This is a genomic window from Janthinobacterium goodfellowi, from assembly GCF_051380695.1.
Taxonomy (GTDB): domain Bacteria; phylum Pseudomonadota; class Gammaproteobacteria; order Burkholderiales; family Burkholderiaceae_D; genus Janthinobacterium.
In genome coordinates this window covers 293,287-317,103 of record NZ_JBNYXN010000005.1, presented here as the reverse complement: position 1 = coordinate 317,103, position 23,817 = coordinate 293,287, and the positions used below count along the sequence as shown (strand labels likewise).

Genomic DNA, 23,817 nt, shown 5'->3' with positions numbered 1-23,817 from the left:
GGTTTTCCCCTAGCCTTAAAGACGGGCTTTATCCCTCGCCCACGCGACGATGGCATTCGCATCGATGGCGCCCGGCTGGCGCGCCACTTCCACGCCCCTGCGAAACAGGGCCAGGGTGGGAATGCTGCGGATATTGAAACGGCTGCCCAGGTCCGGCGACGCTTCCGTATTCACCTTGACGACGCGAAACGCCGGTTCCAGCGTCTTGGCGGCCTGCACATAGAAGGGCGCCATGCTGCGGCACGGGCCGCACCAGGGCGCCCAGAAGTCCACCAGCACGGGAATGTCGCTGCGTTCGATATGCTTGAGGAAACGGGCGCTGGCCAGGTCCACGGGCTGGCCCGTGAATAGCGCTTTCTGGCACTTGCCGCACGTGGGCTGCTCCGTGAGCCGGGCCGCCGGCAGGCGGTTGACGGCGTCGCAATGGGGGCACACGATGTGCAGGGAGTCTGGCGTGGTCGGGGTCATGGCATTCCTGGAAAGCATAGCGTCAAGTTGACAGCTATTCTACGGGGAATTGCCGCGCGCCGCAGGCAGGCTGCGGCGCTTGTGCGGCTTACAGGAACAGCGAGGCGGCGATGGCCCACATGACGAGGGCGATGATGCCGTCGAGCACGCGCCAGGCCATGGGCTTGGCAAACACGGGCGCCAGGTAACGGGCGCCAAAGCCCAGCAGGAAGAACCACAGGGCCGACGCCATGATGGCGCCGCCGGCGAAGTAAAAGCGTCCCACGCCTTCATGCTGGCCGCCGATCGAGCCGAGCAGGATGACCGTGTCGAGGAAGGCGTGCGGGTTCAGCAGGCTGAACGCCAGCGCCGCGCCAATCACGGCCCAGTAGCCTTCGGGTGCCTTGGCGGCCGATACCGTCAGGGCCGTCGGGCGCCAGGCCGACTTGGCCGCGCGCAAGCCATACGCGATCAGGAAGGTGGCGCCGCCAGCCTTGGCCCACAGCAGGAAATTGGGGTTGTCGGCAATGAAGGTGCCCATGCCGGCCACGCCGGCCGTGATCAGGATGGCGTCGCACAGCAGGCAGACCAGGATGCAGGTGAGCACGTAATGGCGCTTCAGCCCCTGCTTGAGCAAGAAGGCGTTTTGCGTGCCGATGGCCACGATCAGGCTCGCGCCGAGCCCCATGCCTTTCAAGAAAATTGCGCTGTCCATATCGATTCCTTTCCATTGCTTTCCATCACGCGCACGGCCGCCCACGCTCTGCCGGCAACGGCAAAGTCATCAAAGGTAGGTGGAGGGTGGTGCGGAACCTGGGGAACCGCGCGGGAGAGTGGAGTTGTTACCCTATTTCAACAGTGTAAAGAAAAAGTAAATATAAGTATAATGAATGATTCTAACTATATATAAGAGAAACTTATGCGCGTCGTCGATTACCGTGGATTGGCCGCCCTCGACGCCGTGATTGGCCTGGGCAGCTTTGAAAAGGCCGCGCAGGCACTGGCGATCAGCCAGCCGGCCGTGTCGCAGCGTATCCGCACCTTGGAAAACCTGGAAGGCACTTTATTGATCATCCGCAGCCACCCGCCCCTGCCGACGGAAGCGGGCCAGCGTCTGATCGCCCACTACCGGCAAGTCAAGCTGCTCGAAGCGGCGCTCGACGCCCAGCCCGGTCCCACCACGCAATTGCCGGCGCTGGCCATCGCCGTCAACGCCGACAGCGCCGCCACCTGGATCCCGGAAGCGCTGGGGCCGCTGCTGTCGCCGCCGTCGTGCCTGCTCGACATCCGCCTCGACGACCAGGACCATACCTTGAGCCAGCTGCGCGAAGGGCGCGTGTTTGCCTGCGTCACCAGCGCCAACGACCTGGTGGCGGGCACCACGGCCACGCCGCTGGGCGGCATGCGCTATCTGTGCGTGGCCTCGCCCGCGTTCGCCCAGCAATGGTTTCCCCATGGTTTTACGGTGGACGCCGTCAGCCAGGCGCCCGCCATCACGTTCGGCAGCAAGGATGCGCTGCACGAGCGCTATCTGCAGCACCGCCTCGGCTACACGGGCCGCTATCCGCACCATGTGCTCGGTTCAGCGCGCGACTTCGTGCGCTTCATCGAAGCAGGCTATGCCTATGGTATGGTGCCCTTGCTGCAGGCGGAAACGGCGCTGGCCGCCGGCAAGCTCGTCGACGTGGCGGCGGGCCAGGCGCTCGACGTGCCCCTGACCTGGCATGCCTGGGATATCCAGACGCCGCTCACGCGCACCCTGTCGGATGCCGTCATCGCCACCGCGCGCAAATGGCTGTTGCAGGATTGATAGACGCATGCGACAGTTATCTATGATGAAGAGCAACTTCCCCATGTGCGCCCCGCCCCGGCTGGCCTACACTGCAAGCATCATCCACAAGAATCGGGAGCCAGCATGACGATCCTGCGCACCACCCTGCTCGGCTTGCTGGCGGCCATCCCGCTCGCTGCCGGCCTGGCCGCCTGCTCGCCCTTGACCGCCATCAATGCCTTGTCGTCCGGCAGCGCCTCGCATGTGACGCGGGGCCTGGCCTACGGCCCCCTGCCACGGCAGAAACTCGATGTGTACGCGCCCAAGATCCGTACGGGACCCGTGCCCGTGGTGGTGTTCTTTTATGGCGGCAACTGGACGACGGGCGAGCGCGCCGACTATGCCTTCGTTGGCCACGCGCTCGCCGCGCGCGGCTACCTGACCGTGATCGCCGACTACCGGCTGTATCCGGACGTGCACTACCCCGAGATATTGCAGGATGCGGCCCGCGCCGTGGCCTGGGCCGCGATGGAATCGAGCCGCCATGGCGGCGACCCCGCGCGCCTGTTCGTCATGGGCCATAGCGCCGGCGCCTACAATGCGGCCATGCTGGCACTCGACGCCAGCCTGCTGGCGCGCCACGGCATGCGCCCGCAGGACTTGCGGGGCTGGATAGGCCTGGCCGGCCCGTATGATTTCCTGCCCATCGAAAATACCACGACACGGCCCGTCTTCTTTTACCCGGACACGCCCGCCTCTTCGCAGCCCATCCACCACGTGACGGCCGACGCCCCGCCCGCCCTGCTGATCGCCCCGCAGCCCGGCCAGGACAAGCTGGTCAATCCGCAACGCAACACGGGGGGCCTGGCGAAGGCCTTGCGGGCGCTGCACCGGCCCGTGACGGAAATCTATTTCGACCACGTGGGCCACGCTACCCTCGTCGCCACGCTGGCCGCACCGTTGCGCAGGCTGGCACCCACGCTGGACGCCGTCAGCGCCTTCATCGATGCCAACAGCGGAAGCGGGCGCGTTGACGCGGTCTCGTCCGCGGTCGTTTCCGATACGGCCTTGCCGACAAGCATAGCCTTGCCGCCTCGCGCACCTGGCGCGGCCACGCCAGTCCCTGAGCTGCACGCATACGACAAAACGCCCGCCCCGTGAAGGGCGGGCGCTCTGCCCAAACCAATACGCACAATGCCGCGTGCCGGCTGGCCGCACAGCAAGGCTCGGCCCTCGCAATGCGGCTCAGCCGCAAGCAGCCTCGTGCTTACTCTTTACGGCTGGCGCTGCTGCTCTTGCTTTGTGCGGAGCCAGCTTGCGAGGCGCTGCCGCTGGCCGAGCTTTCGCTGCCGGACGACTGCTGGCTGCCCTGATGGCTGGCGCTTTGCAGGCTTTGGCCGTCGCGGCTTTGCGCACCACGTTGCTGGTCGCGGTTGGCGCCGTTTTGCTGGTAGGCCTGGAACGGTTCGGCCATGCGCTGCATCGCTTCCTGCTGCTTGCGCACGTTTTTCTCCGTTTCTTCCGACGCCGTACGGGCCACTTCTTCGGCCAGAGCCTTGGCGGTACGGCTCGTTTCATTCACATGACGCTCTGCCACATTGGCCAGCTCGACCTGCGTATCGGCCGCCAGGCGCGATACTTGTTGCTGATATTTGCGCAATTGCTCGGCGGCAGGCTGGCCCGAGGCGGCAGCCACCTGGAACACATCTTCAGCGCGCTCGACCGTCAACAGGTTCTGGCTGGTGACCGTGCTTTCTTCCAGCAAGCCTTGTGCCAGCTGCATGTTCAGGTCACTGAAGTGCTGCATCGACTGAAACAGCGACTTCGACAAGCCATTGAAGAAAGCCAGTTGCGCTTCCAGGTGGTTCTTGGCGGCGGGGGTAACACTACGGGAATATGGATACATGGAGTTCCTCATTAAATAGCGGTTGGGTGGACATAAAAACAGATGGCGACACCACCGGCTGTCGAACGGTGAGGCAGACGACCGGGCTACGCCACGAAACGCGAAAAAACATATCCGGTTGGTGGGAAGATGCTTTGCAACGCGAGTCCCAAGGCTACGTGAGCACTGCAGGTGAGGCATGATCTGGATCAAAGGTGCGCGAGGCTGCACAAAAAGTCTGGGCTGGACGGCTTGCCCTTGGCAAACGTCAGTAACGGAGAGGAAAATCTGTGTCAGGCAGGCTCAGCTAGCGGCACCCGTGCCCGGCACGACGGGCTTGTAGCCATGGCTGCGCAGCGACGCTTCCAGCCAGCGGTTGCCGTACCAGCCGCGCGCCAGCAGGTAGCTGAGTTCCGCGCCGGCCATCAGCAGCATCATCGGACCGATGCGCAGTTCGCTGGCCAGATGGCTGCCGAACCACAGGCAGGCATCCATCGCCAGCATGAGCAGCAACAGCCACCAGCGGCGCTTGGCGACGGCCCAGAACGAGCCCAGGAACAGGGCTGGCCAGGAAAAGCCCGCCTTGACGTAGGCATAGCGGCCGGCATCGTCGGCAAACAGGGTGGCGCTGTGCTTCATGCTGCTCTCTTCAGGTAATGACCGGCCTCAAGGCTCGGGATGGTGACAGACGGCTTCAACATTGTGGCCATCGGGCCCCAGCACGAAGGCGCCGTAGTAATTCGGGTGATAGATGGCGCGGATGCCGGGCGCGCCGTTATCCTTGCCGCCCGCTTCCAGCGCGGCCTGGTAAAACGCGTCCACCTGGGCACGGTTGTCCGCCGCGAAGGCGAGATGCATGCCGGCATGCGGCGCGGCGCCCACGCCGAACCAGAAATCGGGCTTGCCATCCTTGCCCAGGCCGACCCAGCCCTGCGCTTCCATCACCACCGACACACCCAGGGGCGCCAGGGCGGCGGAAAAGAAGGCCTTGCTGGCCTGTGCATCGCTGACATTCAAACCGATGTGATCAAGAATCATGATGGCGCTCCTTGCAGGTAGTAGGAAGGGAAGCGCAGTATGCGCCAAAATTGCCTTTTAAGCAATCAAAGTTACAGATCCTGCGCGTAGCGGGCGACCATCTGCGCCTGCGTTTCCTGCGGCCCGCTGCTGCCCGTCTGCTCCGCGATCATCCGGCCCATCGTCGGCAGGACGGAGCGTTCGACTTGCGCCGTGCTGTCCCACAGGCGCGAACGCATGAGGGCCTTGGCGCAATGCAGATACGCCTCGGCCACGCGCAGGCGCATGACCAGGCGCGGCGGGTTGCGCTCGCCGGCAAAATACGCCAGCAGCGCCGGATCGTCGCTGAGGCAGGCCTCGCCATTCACGCGCAAGGTTTCATCGACGCCGGGGATCATGAACAGCAATCCCGCTCTGCTCGTCTCGGCAATATTGCTGAAACTGTCCAGGCGGTTATTGCCCTTGGCATCGGGCAGCAGCAAGGTATGGGCATCGAGCACGTGCACGAAACCGGGCGCGCCCCCGCGCGGCGAGGCGTCGAGCTGGCCGCCAGCCCCGCCCGTGGCCAGCACGACGAACGGCGACAGCCCGATGAAGGCGATGCAATGCAGGTCGAGGTAGTCGAGCTGCTTGCTCAGCGCCCTCCCCTGCGCGGCCGGATAATGCGCGCGCAGTTGCTCCAGCGAATCGATTTCCATGCGCCCCCCGCTTAGCGCAGGTTGCCCGTATGGCCCAGCGAATAGCGGCCCGGCTGCGGCCACACGGTCAGGCCGTGCGGTTCCTGGCCAACTTTCACCTTGGAAACGTCGCCTGTGGCCGTGTCGATGCGGTAGACCACGTCGTCGAAGCGGCCGGACAGCCACAGATACTTGCCATCGGCGCTCACGTTGCCCATGTCGGGGCTGCCGCCGCCGGGAATCGGCCAGTTCGACACGACTTTTTCCGTGGCGAAATCGATCACGCTGACGCTGCCCTTGCCCTTCGGCTTGCCGTGGATGCGGTGCGTGCCGCGGTTGGCCACGTACAATTTCTTGCCGTCACGGCTGGGGTACAGGCCGTGCGCACCCACGCCCGTCTGAATGAAGCCGATTTCCTTCAGGGTGGCGCCATCGACAATGTGCACGCCGTCGGCATCCATGTCGGCGATAAAGAATTTCTTGCCGTCCGGCGAGATGCGTATGTCTTGCGGCATGCCCTTCTTGACGCTGCAGATTTCATTCGCCGGGCCGCCGACGGGGCCGGATTCGGCGAAGCGCTTGGCCGGCATCTGCAATTTCAGGTAACCGTCGACCTTGCGGCCCACCAGGTCGATCTTGGCGATGGTGCCGTCGAACTCGCAGGTGAACATGGCGTAGCGGCCATCGTTCGAGAAATCCGCATGGTTGATGCCGCCGCACTGGGGCGTGTCGATCGAATACTGCACGGCCATGGTCTTCGGATCGCGGAAATCGAGGCGGTGGCGCGCCTCGGCCACGACGATGGCCGACTTGCCGTCCGGCGTGTAATACATATTGTAGGGATCGTCGACGGGCACTTCCTTGCCCGGCTTGCCCGTCAAGGGGTCGATCGGCGTCAGGCTGCCCTTGTCCGTGCGCTCGGCATTGTTCGCCACCCACAGGGTGCGCAAGTCCCACGACGGCACCACGTGCTGCGGGCCGCTGCCGACCTTGAACTTGTCCACCACTTTCAGGCTGTCCTGGTCGATCACGTAGACATCGTTCGAGCGCAGGTTCGGCACATAGACGCGGCGCAAGTGATCCTTGACGACGGGGCTCATATTGCTGCTGGCGATGCTGCCGTACACGTTTTTCGGGTCCACCAGCGGCGGCATGCCCGGCAGCGGCGAATACGTGGCCGCCGGTGCCGCGGCGACAGCGGCAGGGGCCGGCGTGCTGGCGCCGATGACCTGGCTGGCCACGCCCAGGCCGGCCAGTGCGGCAGCCAGGGCGGACAAGGTAACGATGGTGCGTCGTTGAGATTTTTTCATGTGTTTTCGCGTCGTTTCGTTGCAAAAGCCGGAAGTTCAGCACTTCCAGCGGAAGATTTACTTATTTCGTTGCAGCAATTGCTTGATGGCAGCCACCGAGGTGTCCACCTGCAGCTTGATACCGATCTGGCCCAGTTCTGCCGTCGCACGCGTGGCGTCGCCGCGCACGCCGTCCGCCACGCCAGGCTTCGGTCCGTGCGCCATGGCCTCGCTGCGCACCAGCGACGGATCCGTCGCCAGCATCAAGGCCGCGTCCGCCAAGCCCGCGTGCAGGCCGATCTCGGCGCTGCTGTGGCCGCGCTTCTGCAGTTCAGCAATATAGGCCGACTGCGTGATGTCATAGTAATCGAGCAAGGCGTAGGCGCGCGCATCTTTGGCGGTGGAATCTTTTCCCCACGCACGATTGAGCTTGTTGGCCACATTCTGCTCGTTCTTCTGGTAACCACCGTGATCGCCGAGGAAAATGATGTCGCGGAAGCCATGCTGACGCAAGCTGGCGGCAGCCCCTTCCAGCACGGCTTCGAAGGCGGCGGGCGGTATCGAAATCGTGCCGGCGAAGCGCATGTGGCCGGCCGGCGGCGAAATCGCGCCTTCCGGCACGTAGGAAACGACGGGCGCGACGATGGTGTTGCCCAGCTTTTGCGCAATCTGGCGCGCCAGCAAGCCGGCGCGCACATTGTGCTTGCCCAGCGCGATATACGGCCCGCTCTGCTCGACGCCGCCAATCGGCACGAGCACGGTCGTGGCGCCGTGATCGATACGGCTGCGCAGCTCCGTGCTGGTCAGTTCTTCCAGCATGACGCTGCTGCTGGCAGGCGCGGCCGCCATGACGGGCGCCGTGACCAGCAGAGACGACAACGTCAGGACGAACAGGGAAACGAGGGGCTTGCGTGAAATACGAAGCGTGGATGGCGCACACGGCGCCGTTCGCTGGAGGAACTGCAGAGTCATAAGCCAACATCTTTCCGAGGTCAAAACGTGACGCCGTGCCCGGCCTTGCCAGGCAAGCTGGCTGCCACGCAGGAATTGTATTCCATCATGACGGGAACGGCACGTTAATTTGACGCGGCAGTTTGCGAGGAATTGACGAGGGGAAACTATCTATCAGACGGTTGTCGCGCTAGCCTCGCCCGCCTGGTCATCGCGGGGAGTCTCGTTGCTTTGCCCGGCACAGGTCCCAACGGGGCGGAACATGCCAACGACGGAAACCGCAGCCCCGGAGCAGACATTCGGCTATTCGGGCGCGTTCCTCAATTCGATTTTCATCTTGAGCCGCTCCCGACTCCTTCCAAGCGCATCTGTATGAATTCCAGTAAAGCCCGAACCCGCGCAGTCACGGAATGCCGATGGCTGTACGCGCCAAGCAATTGCAGCGGCGCAGGGCACAGGTCCAGCGGCACTTCCCGCAATCGGCCCGCGGCAAGATCTTCCTGGCATGGGTAGGCCGCCACGATCGCGAAGCCGATGCCTTGCCGCGCGCCCGCCAATGCCAGTTCTCCGCTGTTAACACGATAGCGGCTACGCACAGCTACCTTCACGATTTCGCCTGTGGCGTCGAGAAACTGCCAGGGCTGGCCCTTTAACGCGCTCAAGGTGGTAATGCAAGGCAATGACCTAAGTTCGCGCACGTGACGCGGTATGCCAGTTTTGGCCAGCAGGGCGGGCGCCGCAACCACGATGCTGGGCAGCGTAGCGAGTTCGCGGGTGATGAAGGTACTGTCATCCTGGCGCCCACGATGGAAGACGATGGACAGGTCCATGTCTTCCCGGAGAGCTTCCAGACCGGTCAGGCGCGTGTCGCATTCCAGCTCGACACCGGGATGGAGGCTACAGAATTCGGCCAGGATAGGAGCTAGCAGCCTTGGCGCTTCGCCTGGCATGCACATCCTTAGGGTGCCGCGCAGTTCGCCCTGCACTGCGCCAAGCTCCTCCTCGGTGGAGAGCAAGGCGTCGAGCAAGGGCTTTGCGCGTTCGTAGAGCAGCGTGCCAGCTTCCGTCATGCGCAGGTGGCGGGTGCTGCGTTCCAGCAAGCGCACGCCCAGCATGCGTTCCAGCGAAGCGACGTGGCGGCTGACGTTGGAAGATGGCAGGGTCAGCAGGCGTGCCGCGCCGGCAAAGCTTTGTTCATCGACGACCGCCACGTAGACACGGACTGTATTCAGATCGAGGGCATTGCGCATGATTATCCCGATTAAGGTATGAAAGCTGCCCATTTTCACATACTAGTACTCCACAGTGGCGGAATTTAAGATGCCGTCTCGTCCGATGGACCGCCGTCGGCGGCGCGTCGGGACGAATTGAATAGGAGAGCTTCAGCATGGAAATCGGAATACTTGGCGGCGGTATTGCAGGGTTGAGCGTGGCGCTTGCCTTGAGCAAGCAGGGGTACAGTCCCCGGGTATATGAACGCCGGGCGGAGCCTGCGACGATGGGGGCTGGCGTTACGCTCTGGCCCAATGCCGGCTTTGTGCTAGAGGAACTAGGGCTGCTGCAAGACATCGCTGCAGTGGGAGGCCGGCCAGTGGTCATGCACCGTCAGGATTCCGCGGGCAATTCTTTGGGGGGCATCGACATTGGGCTGCTAGACCAGATTATGGGACATCCGACCCATACGATTTTGCGCCGGGACTTGCAAGCGGTACTGCTGGATCATGCGGCACAGGCCGGGATCCCGGTAGCATTCGGACATCGGGCAGTGGCGATCGACCTCGATGCTGGCGGCAAAGCCGTGGCGCGGTTCGAAAACGGGGCAAGCATTCGTCCGGATCTGCTGATCGGCGCCGATGGCCGCATGGACTCGGTGGCACGCCGGTTCGTCGCGGGGGACAACACCCCAGTTTATCAGGGCTTCGTGAACTGGGTGGGTGTGGCGCAGGGAGAGAGTGCATTGGTGGACGATATCGCGATTCAGGATTATTGGGGGGCCGGTGATCGCTTCGGTTGCGTGGCGGTCCGGCCGGATCTGGTCTACTGGGCGGCTGCGCAGGCACGGCCATTACCGGCGGCGCCCGCAGCGGATATGCGTAAGGAGATTGAGGATCTGTTCGCGGGATGGCCGGAGCCTGTCACCCGCATCATCCAGGCGACACCGGCGCATGCCATCCGACTGATCGCCGTGCACGACCTGGAGCCGCTGCACACGTGGAGCCGGGCGAATGTGCTGCTCGTCGGGGATGCGGCGCACGCGCCGTTGCCGACATCTGGCCAGGGCGCCTGTCAGGCGCTGGAAGACGCCTGGCATCTGGCGCGGTGTCTGGCTGGGACGGACGGCTGCCTCGATGAAGCCTTGCTGCGCTTCGCGCAGATCCGCGGGCCGAAGACCGCGAAGCTGGCCGAGCAGGGCCGCGTTTTCGCGCGCGGCCTGTTTGCCACTGATCCTGAAACCTGCCGCATTCGCAACGAGCGCGCCAAGGCGTCCGATCCCTTGCGTGACGTGCATGCCTTGGCAGCAGGATGGGCGCAGGGTTTGCCGATGGCCGGCTGCACGGACGGCACGCCGGTGGACAGCGCTGGCTCCGGCAGTCTGTACCGCCTCTGAAAGACTGTGCCAATTTAGCCACCGCATGGCGTCTCCGGCCGCGAGACGCCTCACTATTGAGCGAGCCTGGCATTTTCGGACACTTTCATTTGATAAGCTTGTGAAAGGGAGTGAAGTCAAGGCTTCTGTCACCCGTTCGTATGCCTGCAATGGGGAGACTCGGAACATCCACGCTCCCGCATGGGACAGTGACATCACCAAAGAAAAACCCCGGCGTACCGGGGCGGTTACAACGATCAAGCGCGGGCGCTGCGGCCGGGCAGTGCCAGGCGCCGGCTGGCGGCACCTGAAGCCGGGGCCGGCAAGCCGCCCGCCACTTTCAACGCTTTCCCTTGGGCATCGCCACGCAGGCGGAACACGGCCACCACGTCGACCAGTTCCACGGCGCGGTCTTGCAGCGAAGATGCCGCCGCGGCCGCTTCTTCCACCAGGGCCGCGTTCTGCTGGGTCACCTGGTCCATTTGCGAAATGGCCTGGTTCACTTGCTCGATGCCGGCGCTTTGCTCGTGGCTGGCGTTGGCGATGTCGCCCATGATGTCCGTCACGCGGCGGATGCTGGCAACGATTTCTTCCATCGTCGCGCCCGCCTGGTCGACCAGCGCGCTGCCCGTGTTGACTTTATCCACGGAATCCTCGATCAAGCCCTTGATTTCCTTGGCGGCCGCCGCCGAGCGCTGCGCCAGGTTGCGCACTTCCGTTGCCACCACGGCGAAGCCGCGGCCCTGCTCGCCCGCGCGGGCAGCCTCGACGGCCGCATTCAGCGCCAAAATATTGGTTTGGAAGGCAATGCCGTCGATCACGCCGATAATGTCGGCGATCTTCTTCGCCGACTCATTGATCGAGCCCATCGTGCCCACCACTTGCGCCACCACGGCGCCGCCCTTGCGGGCCACGTCCGAGGCGGACACGGCCAGCGAGTTCGCCTGGCGCGCATTGTCCGTATTCTGGCGCACGGCCGAAGTCAGCTCTTCCAGGCTGGAGGCCGTTTCCTCCAGGGAAGACGCCTGCTGCTCCGTGCGCACGGACAAGTCCGCGTTGCCGGCGGAAATCTGCGCGGCTGCCACGCTGACCGTATCGGCCGAGGCGCGCACGGTGGCGATCACGCCGACGATGCGCTCGAGGAACTTGTTGAAGGCGGTGGCCGTGCGGCCCACTTCATCCATGCGCTCGACGGGCATGGCGGCCGACAGGTCCAGCGAGGCGCTGACCCTTTCCAGCGTGTGTTCAATATTGCCCAGGCCGCCGCTGATGGTGCGGTAGATATGCCAGGCCAGCGCGCCCGTCAGCAGCACGGCCACGCCCAGCACGGCCAGCATGGTGTTGAATGCCGTGTCGTAGGCGGCCAGGCTTTCGGCCTTCACGTCGTCGACCAGCTTGTTGTTGTAGGCAATATGGTCATCCATGCTCTTTTTCGCGGCGGCGGCCGTGATGGCCAGCGGCGTACCGGCCAGCAAGGTGGCGCGCACGCCATCCATGTCGCCCGCATAGGCGGCGGCAAAGAATGGCACGAGCGCGCGACGGTAGGCTTCCATGGCGGCCTGGTCGGCGTCGAGCATCTTGCTGTCCGTCGCGTCGTACAGGCGCTCGGCGCGGTAGGTGGCGATGACCTTGTCGAAATTCGTGTTGGCGTCGGCCACGGCCTTGTCCAGCGCCGTCTTGTCGGCCAGGTTCGAGAACACGGACAGGCGGTAGCCGGCCAGACGCGAGTCAGCCAGGAAACCCTTGGCCGCATTCAAGCCCTGGATACTGGGAATGATGCGGTTTTGCACGGTGTCAAAACGTTCCTGGGCGCGCTGCAGCTGGATGGCGCCGCCGGCGCCCAGCAATAGCAGGGCCAGCAAGGCGATGGTGAGGGTCAGGATTAATTGCTTGGTGATATTCATGGTGTTTCACAGTAAAAAGGGTGGCCTGGCAAGGCCAGGCGGAATGAGTAGCTGCCTTAGGCCGCCAGCGGAGAGGCGTCAGGCGTGCGGCGCAGCAAGTCGCCATGCTGGCGACAAAACGCCAGGCCCGCCTTGTGGCCCACGTCGAACAGCAACTGCATGTTCGAGCTGGACCAGTCCAGGGTGTCGGGCCAATGCTGCTCCGGAATGCCGCCCATCAAGTCGAGTTTCAACAGACGCCGCTTGGGCTGGCCCGTGCGCGCGTCCGTGTTGTGCTCGAGCTCGAACAGGCGCAGTTCGCTCTTGGAAATTTTCACCAGCGGCGTGATGATGGAGCGTACCCAGGCGTCGTACAGGTTGCGCGGCTTGCGCAACAGGCGCTCGTCGCCGAGGATGTCGAGGATGACCAGGGTATCGGCGTCATGGTGCTCGCCCTTGCCTTCGATAAAGGGGTCGAAATTGAGCGTGTCGAGCGCCGCGCCCTCGATATAGTCATCGCCGGCGATGGTCGTCGGCGCATACAGGAAAGGAAACGACAGCGCGGCGCGCACATGGATGGGTTCGATCTCGTGCTTGCCCCAGATTTGCATGCGGTGCTCGCTGAGGTTGTAGGCATTGATGTAGAAATCGGGGCGCATGCGCGCCACGCCCGAGAAATCGACGGCTTTTTCCAGGAAGGGCAAGTGCGCGCACAGGCCCAGGCTTTTCGCCGACAGGTCCGTCGGCGACAGCGATGACACCATCAGCTTGCCCCAGTCCGACCAGGCCGAGGGAATGCCCGCAAACGTTTGCTGGAAGGCCTGAAAAAAAGGATTGTTGGCCGGCGGCTGGAAAGCGTCGCGGAAGGTGCTCGCGTGCATGCCCGGCTTCTGGAACACCTTGTAGTTGATCGGAATCATCTTGTAGATGCTGTCGGCCACGCCCGTGTCGGCCCAGCTTTGCAAGGCCTGGCGCGGCGTGGCCTCGTGCGGCGTCGTGTAAAGCAAGCCCATCAGCACACCGGCGCCCGAGGCGGAAATGACGTCGAACTCGATGCCCTCATCGAGGAAAGCGGCCAGCGCGCCGGCGATCAGGGTGGAATTTGGTGCGCCGCCACCCAGCAGCAAACCCGTTTTGCGTGCCGGTTTCGCGGTCGCGGCTGGCGCCGGATTCGGCGGCGTCGTTATCACTGTCTTCATGCACACTCCCTGAACGGAACGGGGTTACCATCCCTTAATTGTTGGTTACTACACGCTTATGGCGCCTAATCCTGCACATGTCCCTGTAACCGCCGAAGCGATGCAATGTTGCAGAAACAGATATGAAATTAACATAAATAAATTCCTTATGGCAATTTCCATAACGAATAACCGGTATTCAGGAAGGGTATAAGCTGATGCCGTGCGGCATAGACTGATGCAGTGCAGCAAATATAAATCCAACGGCGTTAGGATTAATCTCTTTTGGGTAGGAATATTCCCCAACCAGCCGCCAGCGCGGCGGCCAGGGGTATCAAGGGAAGGATGCAGGGTCGGGAGGGGGCGAGGAAAAATGCAGGTGGGTACACAGATGGTCAACAAAGACGCGAATTTTGGGCGACAGGTGGCGGCTGGACGGCCACAGTACCCAGAACTTGCTCGAGTACAGCAAGCAGTCGGCCAGCACGGCTTGCAGTTCGCCGCGCGCGATGGCGTCGCGCACGATAAAGTCGGGTAAATAGGCGAGGCCCACGCCCTGCGTGGCAGCACCGATCAAGGCTTCGATATTGTTGCAGGTCAAGGCGGTCGGCAAGCGCAGCTCGCCGCCGCTGTCGCCCTCGGCGCGCTGCAGCGCCCATTCCTGCAACTTGCCCGTGGTGGGAAACTTGTAGCGCACGCAGGCATGCCCTTCCAGCGCACGCGGCGTGGCCGGCACGCCGTGGCGGGCGAAATACGCGGGAGAACCCACGATGGCAAAGGCAAACGGCCCCAGTTCGCGCGCCATCAGCCGCGAATCCGTGAGCGTTCCGCTGCGCACGGCCACGTCGACGCCTTCGGCCACCACGTCGACCAGGCGGTCGTTGAAATCGAGGTCGAGCTCGATCTCCGGGTACTGGCGCGTAAAGTCCGCCAGCAGGGGCAGGATGATGCGGTAGCCGATTACGGGCAAGCTGACGCGCAGCTTGCCGCGCGGCGCCTCGGCCAGGTGCGACAGTTCTGCTTCGGCATCGCCCAGGTCGGCCAGGATGCGCTGGCAGCGCTCGTAAAACAGCGCGCCCTCGTTGCTCAAACTGATACGCCGCGTGCTGCGGTTGAGCAGGCGCACGCCCAGCTTTTCTTCCAGCCGCGCCACGCTCTTGCCTACGGCGGAGGCCGACACGCCGAGCAGCCGCCCGGCCGCCACGTAACTGGAAGTTTCCGCCGCGCGCACGAAGGCGGCAATGCCATTCAGATTATCCATATGCTCACGATTAGAGAATATTTGTCCGTTAAGAAAGGATTTTCAGCCACTTTTTCATCGATTGCGTCCATATTATCATCAGATTCCCTCTTTCTGGAATCATTCCCATGGATACGAATCACCGCATGCAGCCTGCCTCCGCGTCGCGGCGCGCCTTCGTGCTGGCCGCCGTTTGCCTCGCCGCCTTGTGCATGCCGCTCAGTTTTACGGGGCCGGCCATCGCCATTCCCGCCATCGCCGCCGATCTGCACGGCACGCCGCTGGCGCTGGCCTGGATCACGAATGCCTTCATGCTCAGCTTTGGCGGCTGCCTGATGGTGGCCGGCGCGCTGGCCGACCGCTATGGCCGCAAGCGCGTATTCTTGCTGGGCATGGGCGTGTTTTCCGCCGCCGCGCTGGCGCTGGCGGCCGCGCCCGGCATCCTGTGGCTCGACGTGCTGCGCGCCGTCCAGGGCTTGGGCTGCGCCATGGCCCTGTCGAGCGGATTGGCGGCCCTGGCGCAGGAATTCGACGGCCCGGCCCGCGCGCGCGCCTTCAGCCTGATCGGCACGGCCTTCGGCGTGGGACTGGCCTTCGGTCCCTTCCTGGCCGGCACCTTGATTACCCGCACGGGCTGGCGCGCCATTTTTGTTTCCACGGCCGTGGCCGGCCTGGCCGCTTTGCTGGCCGCCGCGCGCGCCATGCACGAAACGCGCGACCCGCAGGCGCAAGGCGTCGATTGGCCCGGCGCCGGGACGTTTACGGGCGCGCTATCGCTGTTTACCTATGGCTTGCTGCAGGCGCCGCACAAAGGCTGGGGCAGCGCCGCCAGCCTGGGACTGTTCGGTGGCGCGGCCTTGCTGCTGGCCGCGTTTATCCGCGTGGAGCGGCGCGCGGCGCGGCCCATGCTGGACTTGACCCTGTTCCGCCTGCCCGCCTTTGCCGGGGTACAACTACTGGCGGCCGCGCCCGCGTTTTCCTTCGTCGTGCTGCTGGTGCTGCTGCCGGCCCGCCTCATCGGCATCGAAGGCTACAGCGCGCTGGAGGCGGGACGCATGATGATCGCCCTGTCGGCGCCCATGCTGGTGCTGCCGGTCCTGGCCGGCATGGCGGCGCAACGCCTTGCCGCCGCGCACATCTGCGCCAGCGGCCTGCTGCTGGCGGCGGGCGGCTTGCTGTGGCTCTCCACATGCGCGCCGGGCCAGGCTCCCGCTACCTTGATCGGGCCGCTGCTGCTGATCGGCTGCGGCATCAGCCTGCCCTGGGGCTTGATGGATGGCCTGGCCATCAGCGTCGTGCCCGTCGAGCGGGCCGGCATGGCGGCCGGCATTTTCAATACGACGAGGGTGGCGGGCGAAGGGCTGGCGCTGGCCATCGTCAGCGCGCTGCTGGGCACGTTTACTGTCGCGGCGCTGGGCCACGCCGACCTTGCCGGCATCGGCGCGGAACAGGCGGCGCACGCGGGCCCTTTCCTGGCGCTGGGCGAGCTGCGCCATGCGGCGAGCCTGCTGCCCCAGGCAGGCGCCGCCGAACTGGCGCAAGCGTACGGCACGGCCTTCCGCCACTTGCTGTATGTGCTGGCCAGCATCACCACCGCCTCGGCCCTGCTGATCCTGGTCTTCTTGCGCCATCCGGCCGTTGCCGCAACGGACTCGGCCCCATTCCCCGCCTGCGACACGCCCTCCTGATTTCCTCTTGCCATACACAGCGGCGCCCACGCGCTGCCGCCCGCCGTTGATGTTTCTCCGCAACACCTCAAAAGTTTCCGACGGATTGCAAAGACAAAACGAGTTTACTTATCAAAGCGCTTTGAACTATACTCAAAGCGCTTTGAAACATAGTTAAAGCGCTTTGGTTGTGCGAATTGACGCACGCCGATCCCACACCTATAAAAACACTGGAGACGCAATGAACCAACATTTCCTGAAAACTTTGCCTGCCGCCGTGGCGTTGGCCTTGAGTGCTTCGGCCGCCCAGGCTGCCCTGCCGATCGATTTCGGCGGCTACATCCGCTCGGGCTTCGGCACCAGCAGCGAAGGCGGCAAGGAAGCCTGCTTCGGCCTGGCCGGCGCCTCGTCCAAGTATCGCCTGGGCAATGAGTGCGAAACCTACGGCGAGCTGAAATTCGGCGGCGAAGCCTTCAAGGCCGCCAACGGCACCACCTTCCGCATCAATACCCTGGTGGCGTTTTCCGTCAACCAGAACCAGGACTGGGAGCAATCGGACCCGTCGTGGCGCGAAATGAACGTCGTGGCCGACAAGATCGGTTCGGGCGCCTTCGCCGAAGCGCGCGCCTGGGTCGGCAAACGCTATTACGACCGCCAGGACGTGCACATCACCGATTACTACTTCTGGAATAACAGCGGCCCGGGCGCCGGCCTGGAAAACATCGACCTGGGCGCCGCCAAGCTGGCCTACGCCATCGTGCGCACGGCCGATGACGGCGACAGCAAGCGCATGGGCCTGTCCCACGACCTGCGTTTCTCCGGCATCAAGGTCAACCCGGACGGCGAACTGACCCTGGGCCTGCAATTCAACCAGAAACGCAACGCGCAAGGCGCGGCGCCCGTCGCCAGCGGCCACTTGCTGACCATCATGCATACGCAAGGCAATCTGCTGGGCGGCTTCAACAAGGTGGCCTTGCAGTTCGGCAAGGGCAGCGCCGCCAACACGGGCGGCTTCAGCCTGGGCGCCAGCAAGGATGACAAGGTCACGCGCCTGACGGAACAAATCATGATCCAGCCCAAGGGTTCCTGGTCCGGCATGGGCACCTTCGTCTACGAAGACAAGGAAACGGCAGGCGTGAGCAGCAAGTGGACGTCGATCGGCGCGCGTCCCGTCTACCACTTCACGGACAACTACAGCCTGGCCGTGGAACTGGGTCACGACATCGTCAAGCCGGAAGGCGGCGAAAGCCGCAACCTGACCAAGCTGACCTTCGCGCCGCAACTGTCGGCCGGCAACAGCTTCTGGTCACGCCCCGTGCTGCGCGCCTTCTACACCTACGCCAAATGGAACAAGGCAGCCCAGTCGGCCGCCGCTGCCGAATCGGCACTGTCGTCGACGGGCGTGTTCGGTGGCAAGACCAACGGCAGCTCGATGGGTTTCCAGGTCGAGTCATGGTGGTAATCGCAGGCCGCTAGAACATTGGCAAGCGTCCATGGACACTTGCCACTGGCAGCAACACCGCCCGCATTTCGGGGCAGGCAGTACCCGGACCCACCATTTCGCCGCTGCACGCAATGGCCGGCAGCTTCAATGTAGTGATTCAGCAGTATCCTCTTTTAGCGCGGGCGCCCCTGGGTTTGCCCGCGTATTTTTTTTGGCGTTGCCGCCGCTTGTCATGCCCCCGGTCACTACCCTGATCAATCCGGCATTTATCAGATAAACTACCCGTCATCGCACCGCATCGCTCCCGACCCACCCTGGATAGACCCCAACTGCAGCATCCATGAACCTCAAAAATCTCGCCAAAACGCTAGGAATATCCGAAACCACCGTCAGCCGCGCCTTGAATGGCTATCCGGAAGTGAGCGAACGCACGCGCGAGCGGGTGCTGGCCGCCGCGCAGGCGGCCGGCTACCGTCCCAATCCCATGGCGCGCAGCCTGGCCGTCGGGCGCACGAACATCGTCGGCATCATCTACCCGCTGATGCCGAACGACCTGGCCGACCCCATGTTCATCGACATCGTGGGCGGCATGTCCGAAGCGCTGGAAGCGCAGCAGATGGACATGATGATCGCGCCCGCCTCGGCCACCAACGAATTCCATACCTATGAACGCATGGTCAAGGGCCGCCGCATCGATGGCCTGATCGTCGGGCGCACGAAACCGTTCGACGAGCGCATCGCCTACCTGGCGCAGCAGGGCATGCCCTTCGTCGCGCATGGCCGCACGCAGCTGAACCAGCCGCACGCGTGGTTCGACTACGACAACGAAGCGGGCATGCGCCTGGCCGTCGAGCGCCTGGCGCAGTTGGGCCACCAGCGCATCGGCCTGATCAGCGCCACGCCGGACCTGAACTTCGTGCGCCAGCGCGTCGAGAGTTTCCAGCACGCCATGCAGGCGGGCGGCCTGGCCGTCGATCCCGACAACCTGGTCGACAATGCGCACGACCGCCGCGCCGGCTACCAGGCCATGCAGCGCCTGCTGGCCCGCTCGCCCCGCCCCACCGCCGTCATCGTCGACAACCACATGTCGGGCGTGGGCGCCGTGCGCGCCCTGCTCGACGCGGGCATCGCCATCGGCCGCGAAATGTCACTGATCGTCTGGGGCGTGATGGAAGATTCCCTGGCCGGCCACAACGTCACCACCGTCGTCCAGCCCGACCCGCGCGGCGCCGGCGCGAAGATGATCCACATGCTGCTGGCCCTGATGGACGGCACGCCCGTCACCGACCTGCAGGAACTGTGGCCGTGCGAACTGTTGCCGGGCGAGTCGGCCGGGCCCGTCATACACGCCTGATTTACCCCTAGAGCAAACTACAGGGGTCGGTCACTGCATTGGAATGCGTCCCACCGGGACGCATTCGCCCGGCGGGTCTGACCCCGGCTCTCCCGTCTTGTTGTCCTGAATCACCCTCATAAAAAAATCGTATGTCTGGCGCGTGTATCGCTTTACTTTTCAAAGCGCTTTGGACTATACTCATTTCATACCCAAAGCGCTTTGAATTTTAAAATAAGACGTTCGCCTACCAACCAGCAGCGCCACCCTGATAGCCAAGGCTACAGGCACTTTTAAGAAATCATTCATGCCGACCATTCAGAACAATCTCGCCCACCTGCCCGCCGACTGGTGGCGCAGCGCCGTCATCTACCAGGTCTATCCACGCAGCTTCCTCGACAGCAATGGCGACGGCATCGGCGACTTGCCCGGCATTACCTCCAAGCTCGATTACATCGCCGCCCTGGGCGCCGACATCGTGTGGATCTCGCCCTTCTTCACGTCGCCGATGAAAGACTTCGGCTACGACGTGGCCGATTTCTGCGACGTCGATCCCATGTTCGGCACCCTGGCCGATTTCGACCGCCTGGTGGCGCGCGCCCATGAACTGGGCTTGAAAGTGATGATCGACCAGGTGCTGTCGCACTCGTCCGATGTCCATCCATGGTTCGTGGAAAGCCGCTCCAGCCGCGACAATCCCAAGGCCGACTGGTATGTGTGGGCCGACCAGAAACCGGACGGCACGCCGCCGAACAACTGGCTGTCCGTGTTCGGCGGTTCCGCCTGGCAATGGGAGCCGCGCCGCGGCCAGTACTACCTGCACGATTTTCTCGTCAGCCAGCCCGACCTGAACTTCCACAACCCGGCCGTACAGCAGGCGCAGCTGGACAACCTGCGTTTCTGGCTCGAGCGCGGCGTCGACGGTTTCCGCTTCGATTCCTGCAACTTCCCCTACCACGACCAGTTGCTGCGCGACAATCCGCCCGCCGCGCAGCGCGATGCGAGCAGCGTGTCGGCCATCAACCCGTACGGCATGCAGGCGCACATGTACGACAAGACGCAGCCGGAAAACATCGCCTACCTGCAGCGCGTGCGCGCCATCCTTGATGAATACCAGGCCATTTCCATCGGCGAAGTGGGCGACGACAATGCGCTGGCCACGATGGCGGCCTACACGGGTGCCGACAAGCTGAACATGGCTTACAGTTTCAACTTGCTGACGGCCGAGTTTTCCGCCGCGCACATCCGCAAGCAGGTGGAAGAATTCGAGGCGCAAGTGGCCGACGGCTGGGCATCCTGGTCCGTGGGCAACCACGACAGCGTGCGCGTGATGACGCGCTGGGGTGGCCAGAACCCGTCGCCGTCGCTGGCCAAGGTGGTGCTGGCCGTGCAGGCGGCCTTGAAAGGCACGCCGTGCCTGTACCAGGGCGATGAACTGGCCCTGACGGAGGCGGACATTCCTTTCGAGGCGCTGCAAGACCCGTACGGCATCCCGTTCTGGCCCCAGTTCAAGGGCCGCGACGGCTGCCGCACGCCGATGCCATGGGTGGCCGATGCGCCGCATGGCGGCTTCAGTAATGCCAAACCTTGGCTGCCCGTGCCGCCGGAACACCTGGCGCGCGCGGTGGATGTCGAACAAAACGATTCTGCTTCACCATTGCAGTTTGCGCAAAATATCCTCGCCTGGCGCCGCACCTTGCCGCAATTGTTGCGCGGCGATATCGTCTTCTTCGATGCGCCGGAACCCGTGCTGGCCTTGCGCCGCGACTTGCCGGGACAGCCGTCCGTGCTGGCCGCCTTCAACCTGGGTACGCAAGCGGTCACCTTCGCCTGGCCCGATGCGGCGCCAGCAGCCGACCTGGCCGGTCACGGCTTGCCAGGCAGCAAAGATGGCCAACAGATCAGCCTGCCCCCGCATGGCGGCTGGTTCGGCACGCACGCTTAAACAGTACCCTTTGGCGGCCATGCCGCCAATTACAATAACGAGCCCCGCGCATCAGCGGGGCCAAATTGAGAGAACGAGGACGACATGGCTGGACTGAAGTTAACAGGCCTGAAGAAGGCATATGGCGACGTGCAAACCCTGCACGGCATCGACCTGGAGATCGCCGATGGCGAATTCATGGTCTTCGTGGGCCCGTCGGGTTGCGGCAAATCCACCTTGCTGCGCAGCATCTGCGGCCTGGAAGAAATCAGCGGCGGCGACTTATTCATCGGCAAGACGCGCATGAACGACGTGCCGCCCGCCAAGCGCGGCATCGCCATGGTATTCCAGAGCTACGCCCTGTACCCGCACATGAGCGTGGCACAGAACATGGCCTTCGGCCTGAAACTGGCCGGCATGAGCAAGGTACAGATCGCCGACGCCGTGCAGCGCGCCGCGCAAATCCTGCGCATCGAACCTTTGCTCGAACGCAAACCGAAAGACTTGTCGGGCGGCCAGCGTCAGCGCGTGGCCATCGGCCGCGCCATCGTGCGCAAGCCCGACGTCTTCCTGTTCGACGAACCGCTGTCGAACCTGGACGCCTCGCTGCGCGTGCAGATGCGCATCGAACTGGCGAATCTGCACCGCGAATTGCGCTCGACCATGATCTATGTCACGCATGACCAGGTCGAAGCGATGACCCTGGCCGACCGCATCGTCGTGCTCAACGCGGGCCGCATCGAACAAGTGGGCGCGCCTTTGGCCCTGTACCACCACCCCGCCAACCTGTTCGTGGCCGGCTTCCTCGGTTCGCCCCGCATGAACCTCCTCAAAGGCAAGATCCACAGTGTCGTCGACGGCGTGGCCACCATCGCCACGAATGCGGGCGGCATGCTGCAGGCGGCGTTGACGCAGCCGCTGGCCAGCGGCACCCCCGTCACCGTCGGCGCGCGCCCCGAGCATGTGCAGGCGTGCGCGCCCGGCGCCACTGCCGCCATCACGGCCACCGTGCAGGCGGTGGAAAAGCTGGGCGATATCAGCTATCTGTACGTGCAGGTGCCGGGCGGCGACGAGCCGCTGGTGGTGCGCGCCGATGCCGATACGGACTGGGCGATTGGCCAGTCCGTGGCGCTGCAGGTGGCGCCCGCCCGCGTCCACGTGTTCGACGAGCACGGCCAGACCCGCACCTGATCTATCCGCTTTAGGGGCCAGGCGCTACAGGCGCCGCCTGGCCTGGTTGCATCGTTTCAGCCTTGATACTCAACATAAACTTAGCATAAAAAAAGATACTGGAGATTGACATGTCCTTCACGCACCCGAAACGCAGCTTCATCAAAACCACCCTGATCGCCGCCGCCCTGGCCGGCATCGGGAACCTGGCCGCCGTCAGCATGGCGAACGCGGCCGAAGCAGGCACCCTGTTGATCTGGATCAATGGCGACAAAGGCTACAAGGGCCTGGCCAAGGTCGGCGAGGAATTCACCAAGAAGACGGGCGTCAAGGTCGTCGTCGAGCACCCGGAAGATGCACCGAACAAATTCCAGCAGGCCGCCGCCGCCGGCAAGGGCCCGGACATCTGGATCTGGCCGCATGACCGCATCGGCACCTGGATCGACGCGGGCTTGCTGCAACCATTGACGCCAAGCAAGGAAGCGCGCGCCGCCATCCTGCCGCTGGCCTGGAATGCCTTTACGGTCAGCGGCAAGACCTGGGGCTACCCGATCTCGATCGAAGCCGTCGCCCTCGTCTACAACAAGGACCTGGTGCCGACCCCGCCAAAAACCTTCGAGGAAATCGCCGCGCTGGACAAGAAACTCTCCGCGCAAGGCAAGAAAGCCATCCTGTGGGATTACACGAATACCTATTTCACATGGCCTTTGCTGGGCGCGGGTGGCGGCTTCCCGTTTGAAGTCAAGGCCGATGGCCGCTACGATGCAGCCAAGACGGGCGTGAACAATGCCGGTTCGCAAGCGGGCGTGAATGCGCTGATGAGCCTGATCAACAGCGGCGCCATGCCGAAAGGCGCGGGCTACGCGGAAATGGAAGCGGGCTTCAACCAGGGCAAGATCGCCATGATGATCAACGGTCCATGGTCGTGGGACAACGCGCGCAAATCGAAGATCAATTTCGGCGTGGCAACGATCCCTACCGTGGCAGGTAAGACCGCCACCCCATTCGTGGGCGTGCTGGGCGCGATGATTTCGAAAGCCAGCCCGAACAAGGACCTGGCGACGGAATTCCTGGAAAACCAGATGCTGCAGATCAACGGCCTGAAAACCATCAATGCCGACGTCCCGCTGGGCACGCCAGCAAACAAGGTGCTGTTCGCGGAATTGAAAGCCAATCCGAACATCCAGGCGACGATGGAAAGCGCGCAAGCGGGCCGCCCGATGCCGAACAACCCGGAAATGGGCCGCTTCTGGTCGTCGATGCAATCGGCGCTGGAAAACATCACCCAAGGCCGCCAAACGACCAAGGATGGCCTGGATGCGGCGGCGAAGCGGATTACGACCGCCAATTAACC

21 protein-coding genes are annotated in these 23,817 nt (G+C 63.8%); 9 read left to right on the top strand and 12 right to left on the bottom strand.

Going from position 1 to position 23,817, the window contains the following annotated elements; all coding sequences use genetic code 11:
• Positions 1 to 15 precede the first annotated feature (15 nt).
• Together trxC and ACQ4WQ_RS20325 are read right to left on the bottom strand one after the other, a co-directional pair.
• Positions 16 to 468 (bottom strand): thioredoxin TrxC, encoded by a 453-nt coding sequence (gene trxC / locus ACQ4WQ_RS20330; RefSeq protein WP_326456878.1) that lies wholly within the window; start codon positions 466 to 468, stop codon positions 16 to 18.
• Between the two features lie 88 nt (positions 469 to 556).
• A complete protein-coding gene (locus ACQ4WQ_RS20325) occupies positions 557 to 1,162 on the bottom strand; it encodes a LysE/ArgO family amino acid transporter (RefSeq protein WP_070218259.1) in 606 nt (201 codons plus the stop codon).
• 204 nt (positions 1,163 to 1,366) lie between these two features.
• Between ACQ4WQ_RS20325 and ACQ4WQ_RS20320 the strand changes: the two genes are divergently transcribed.
• Both ACQ4WQ_RS20320 and ACQ4WQ_RS20315 read left to right on the top strand, forming a co-directional pair.
• Positions 1,367 to 2,257, top strand: a complete 891-nt coding sequence (locus ACQ4WQ_RS20320) for a LysR family transcriptional regulator ArgP (RefSeq protein ID WP_436499523.1) — start codon at positions 1,367 to 1,369, stop codon at positions 2,255 to 2,257.
• A 105-nt stretch (positions 2,258 to 2,362) separates the two neighbouring features.
• Positions 2,363 to 3,379 (top strand): alpha/beta hydrolase, encoded by a 1,017-nt coding sequence (locus ACQ4WQ_RS20315; RefSeq protein ID WP_436499521.1) that lies wholly within the window; start codon positions 2,363 to 2,365, stop codon positions 3,377 to 3,379.
• Positions 3,380 to 3,485: 106 nt separating this feature from the next.
• Here ACQ4WQ_RS20315 and ACQ4WQ_RS20310 read toward each other — a convergent pair whose 3' ends face one another.
• The 7 genes from ACQ4WQ_RS20310 to ACQ4WQ_RS20280 form a co-directional block, all read right to left on the bottom strand.
• Entirely contained in the window at positions 3,486 to 4,124 is a 639-nt protein-coding gene (locus ACQ4WQ_RS20310) for a phasin family protein (protein WP_070218260.1), read from the bottom strand.
• Positions 4,125 to 4,406: 282 nt separating this feature from the next.
• A complete protein-coding gene (locus tag ACQ4WQ_RS20305; RefSeq protein WP_326456882.1) occupies positions 4,407 to 4,742 on the bottom strand; it encodes a hypothetical protein in 336 nt (111 codons plus the stop codon).
• Between the two features lie 27 nt (positions 4,743 to 4,769).
• On the bottom strand, positions 4,770 to 5,141 hold the full coding sequence (locus ACQ4WQ_RS20300) for a VOC family protein (RefSeq protein WP_326456883.1): 372 nt from the start codon (positions 5,139 to 5,141) through the stop codon (positions 4,770 to 4,772).
• A gap of 71 nt (positions 5,142 to 5,212) precedes the next feature.
• Positions 5,213 to 5,818, bottom strand: a complete 606-nt coding sequence (locus tag ACQ4WQ_RS20295) for a pyridoxamine 5'-phosphate oxidase family protein (RefSeq protein WP_436499518.1) — start codon at positions 5,816 to 5,818, stop codon at positions 5,213 to 5,215.
• An 11-nt stretch (positions 5,819 to 5,829) separates the two neighbouring features.
• Positions 5,830 to 7,107, bottom strand: coding sequence for a YncE family protein (locus ACQ4WQ_RS20290; RefSeq protein ID WP_436499516.1), 1,278 nt, complete (start codon positions 7,105 to 7,107; stop codon positions 5,830 to 5,832).
• Positions 7,108 to 7,164: 57 nt separating this feature from the next.
• Complete coding sequence (locus ACQ4WQ_RS20285) at positions 7,165 to 7,935, bottom strand: creatininase family protein (RefSeq protein WP_436499514.1); 771 nt, start codon at positions 7,933 to 7,935, stop codon at positions 7,165 to 7,167.
• 434 nt (positions 7,936 to 8,369) lie between these two features.
• Positions 8,370 to 9,287, bottom strand: a complete 918-nt coding sequence (locus tag ACQ4WQ_RS20280; RefSeq protein ID WP_436499512.1) for a LysR family transcriptional regulator — start codon at positions 9,285 to 9,287, stop codon at positions 8,370 to 8,372.
• 137 nt (positions 9,288 to 9,424) lie between these two features.
• Here ACQ4WQ_RS20280 and ACQ4WQ_RS20275 point away from each other — a divergent pair, with 137 nt between their 5' ends.
• The gene (locus ACQ4WQ_RS20275; RefSeq protein WP_436499510.1) at positions 9,425 to 10,645 is read left to right on the top strand and encodes an FAD-dependent monooxygenase; all 1,221 of its coding nucleotides are present in this window, start codon (positions 9,425 to 9,427) and stop codon (positions 10,643 to 10,645) included.
• A 236-nt stretch (positions 10,646 to 10,881) separates the two neighbouring features.
• Here ACQ4WQ_RS20275 and ACQ4WQ_RS20270 read toward each other — a convergent pair whose 3' ends face one another.
• The 3 genes from ACQ4WQ_RS20270 to ACQ4WQ_RS20260 form a co-directional block, all read right to left on the bottom strand.
• Complete coding sequence (locus ACQ4WQ_RS20270) at positions 10,882 to 12,528, bottom strand: methyl-accepting chemotaxis protein (RefSeq protein WP_326456889.1); 1,647 nt, start codon at positions 12,526 to 12,528, stop codon at positions 10,882 to 10,884.
• A gap of 56 nt (positions 12,529 to 12,584) precedes the next feature.
• Positions 12,585 to 13,706 (bottom strand): patatin-like phospholipase family protein, encoded by a 1,122-nt coding sequence (locus ACQ4WQ_RS20265; RefSeq protein ID WP_436499508.1) that lies wholly within the window; start codon positions 13,704 to 13,706, stop codon positions 12,585 to 12,587.
• A gap of 313 nt (positions 13,707 to 14,019) precedes the next feature.
• Entirely contained in the window at positions 14,020 to 14,946 is a 927-nt protein-coding gene (locus ACQ4WQ_RS20260; protein WP_326456891.1) for a LysR family transcriptional regulator, read from the bottom strand.
• Between the two features lie 107 nt (positions 14,947 to 15,053).
• Here ACQ4WQ_RS20260 and ACQ4WQ_RS20255 point away from each other — a divergent pair, with 107 nt between their 5' ends.
• The 6 genes from ACQ4WQ_RS20255 (at position 15,054) to malE (ending at position 23,815) form a co-directional block, all read left to right on the top strand.
• On the top strand, positions 15,054 to 16,613 hold the full coding sequence (locus ACQ4WQ_RS20255; RefSeq protein ID WP_436499506.1) for an MFS transporter: 1,560 nt from the start codon (positions 15,054 to 15,056) through the stop codon (positions 16,611 to 16,613).
• A 220-nt stretch (positions 16,614 to 16,833) separates the two neighbouring features.
• Complete coding sequence (locus ACQ4WQ_RS20250) at positions 16,834 to 18,054, top strand: maltoporin (protein ID WP_326456893.1); 1,221 nt, start codon at positions 16,834 to 16,836, stop codon at positions 18,052 to 18,054.
• A 322-nt stretch (positions 18,055 to 18,376) separates the two neighbouring features.
• A complete protein-coding gene (locus ACQ4WQ_RS20245) occupies positions 18,377 to 19,390 on the top strand; it encodes a substrate-binding domain-containing protein (RefSeq protein WP_326456894.1) in 1,014 nt (337 codons plus the stop codon).
• Positions 19,391 to 19,676: 286 nt separating this feature from the next.
• On the top strand, positions 19,677 to 21,314 hold the full coding sequence (locus tag ACQ4WQ_RS20240) for an alpha-amylase family glycosyl hydrolase (protein WP_436499503.1): 1,638 nt from the start codon (positions 19,677 to 19,679) through the stop codon (positions 21,312 to 21,314).
• 84 nt (positions 21,315 to 21,398) lie between these two features.
• Entirely contained in the window at positions 21,399 to 22,484 is a 1,086-nt protein-coding gene (locus tag ACQ4WQ_RS20235) for an ABC transporter ATP-binding protein (protein WP_436499501.1), read from the top strand.
• Between the two features lie 110 nt (positions 22,485 to 22,594).
• The gene (malE, locus tag ACQ4WQ_RS20230) at positions 22,595 to 23,815 is read left to right on the top strand and encodes a maltose/maltodextrin ABC transporter substrate-binding protein MalE (RefSeq protein ID WP_326456897.1); all 1,221 of its coding nucleotides are present in this window, start codon (positions 22,595 to 22,597) and stop codon (positions 23,813 to 23,815) included.
• Positions 23,816 to 23,817 lie beyond the last annotated feature (2 nt).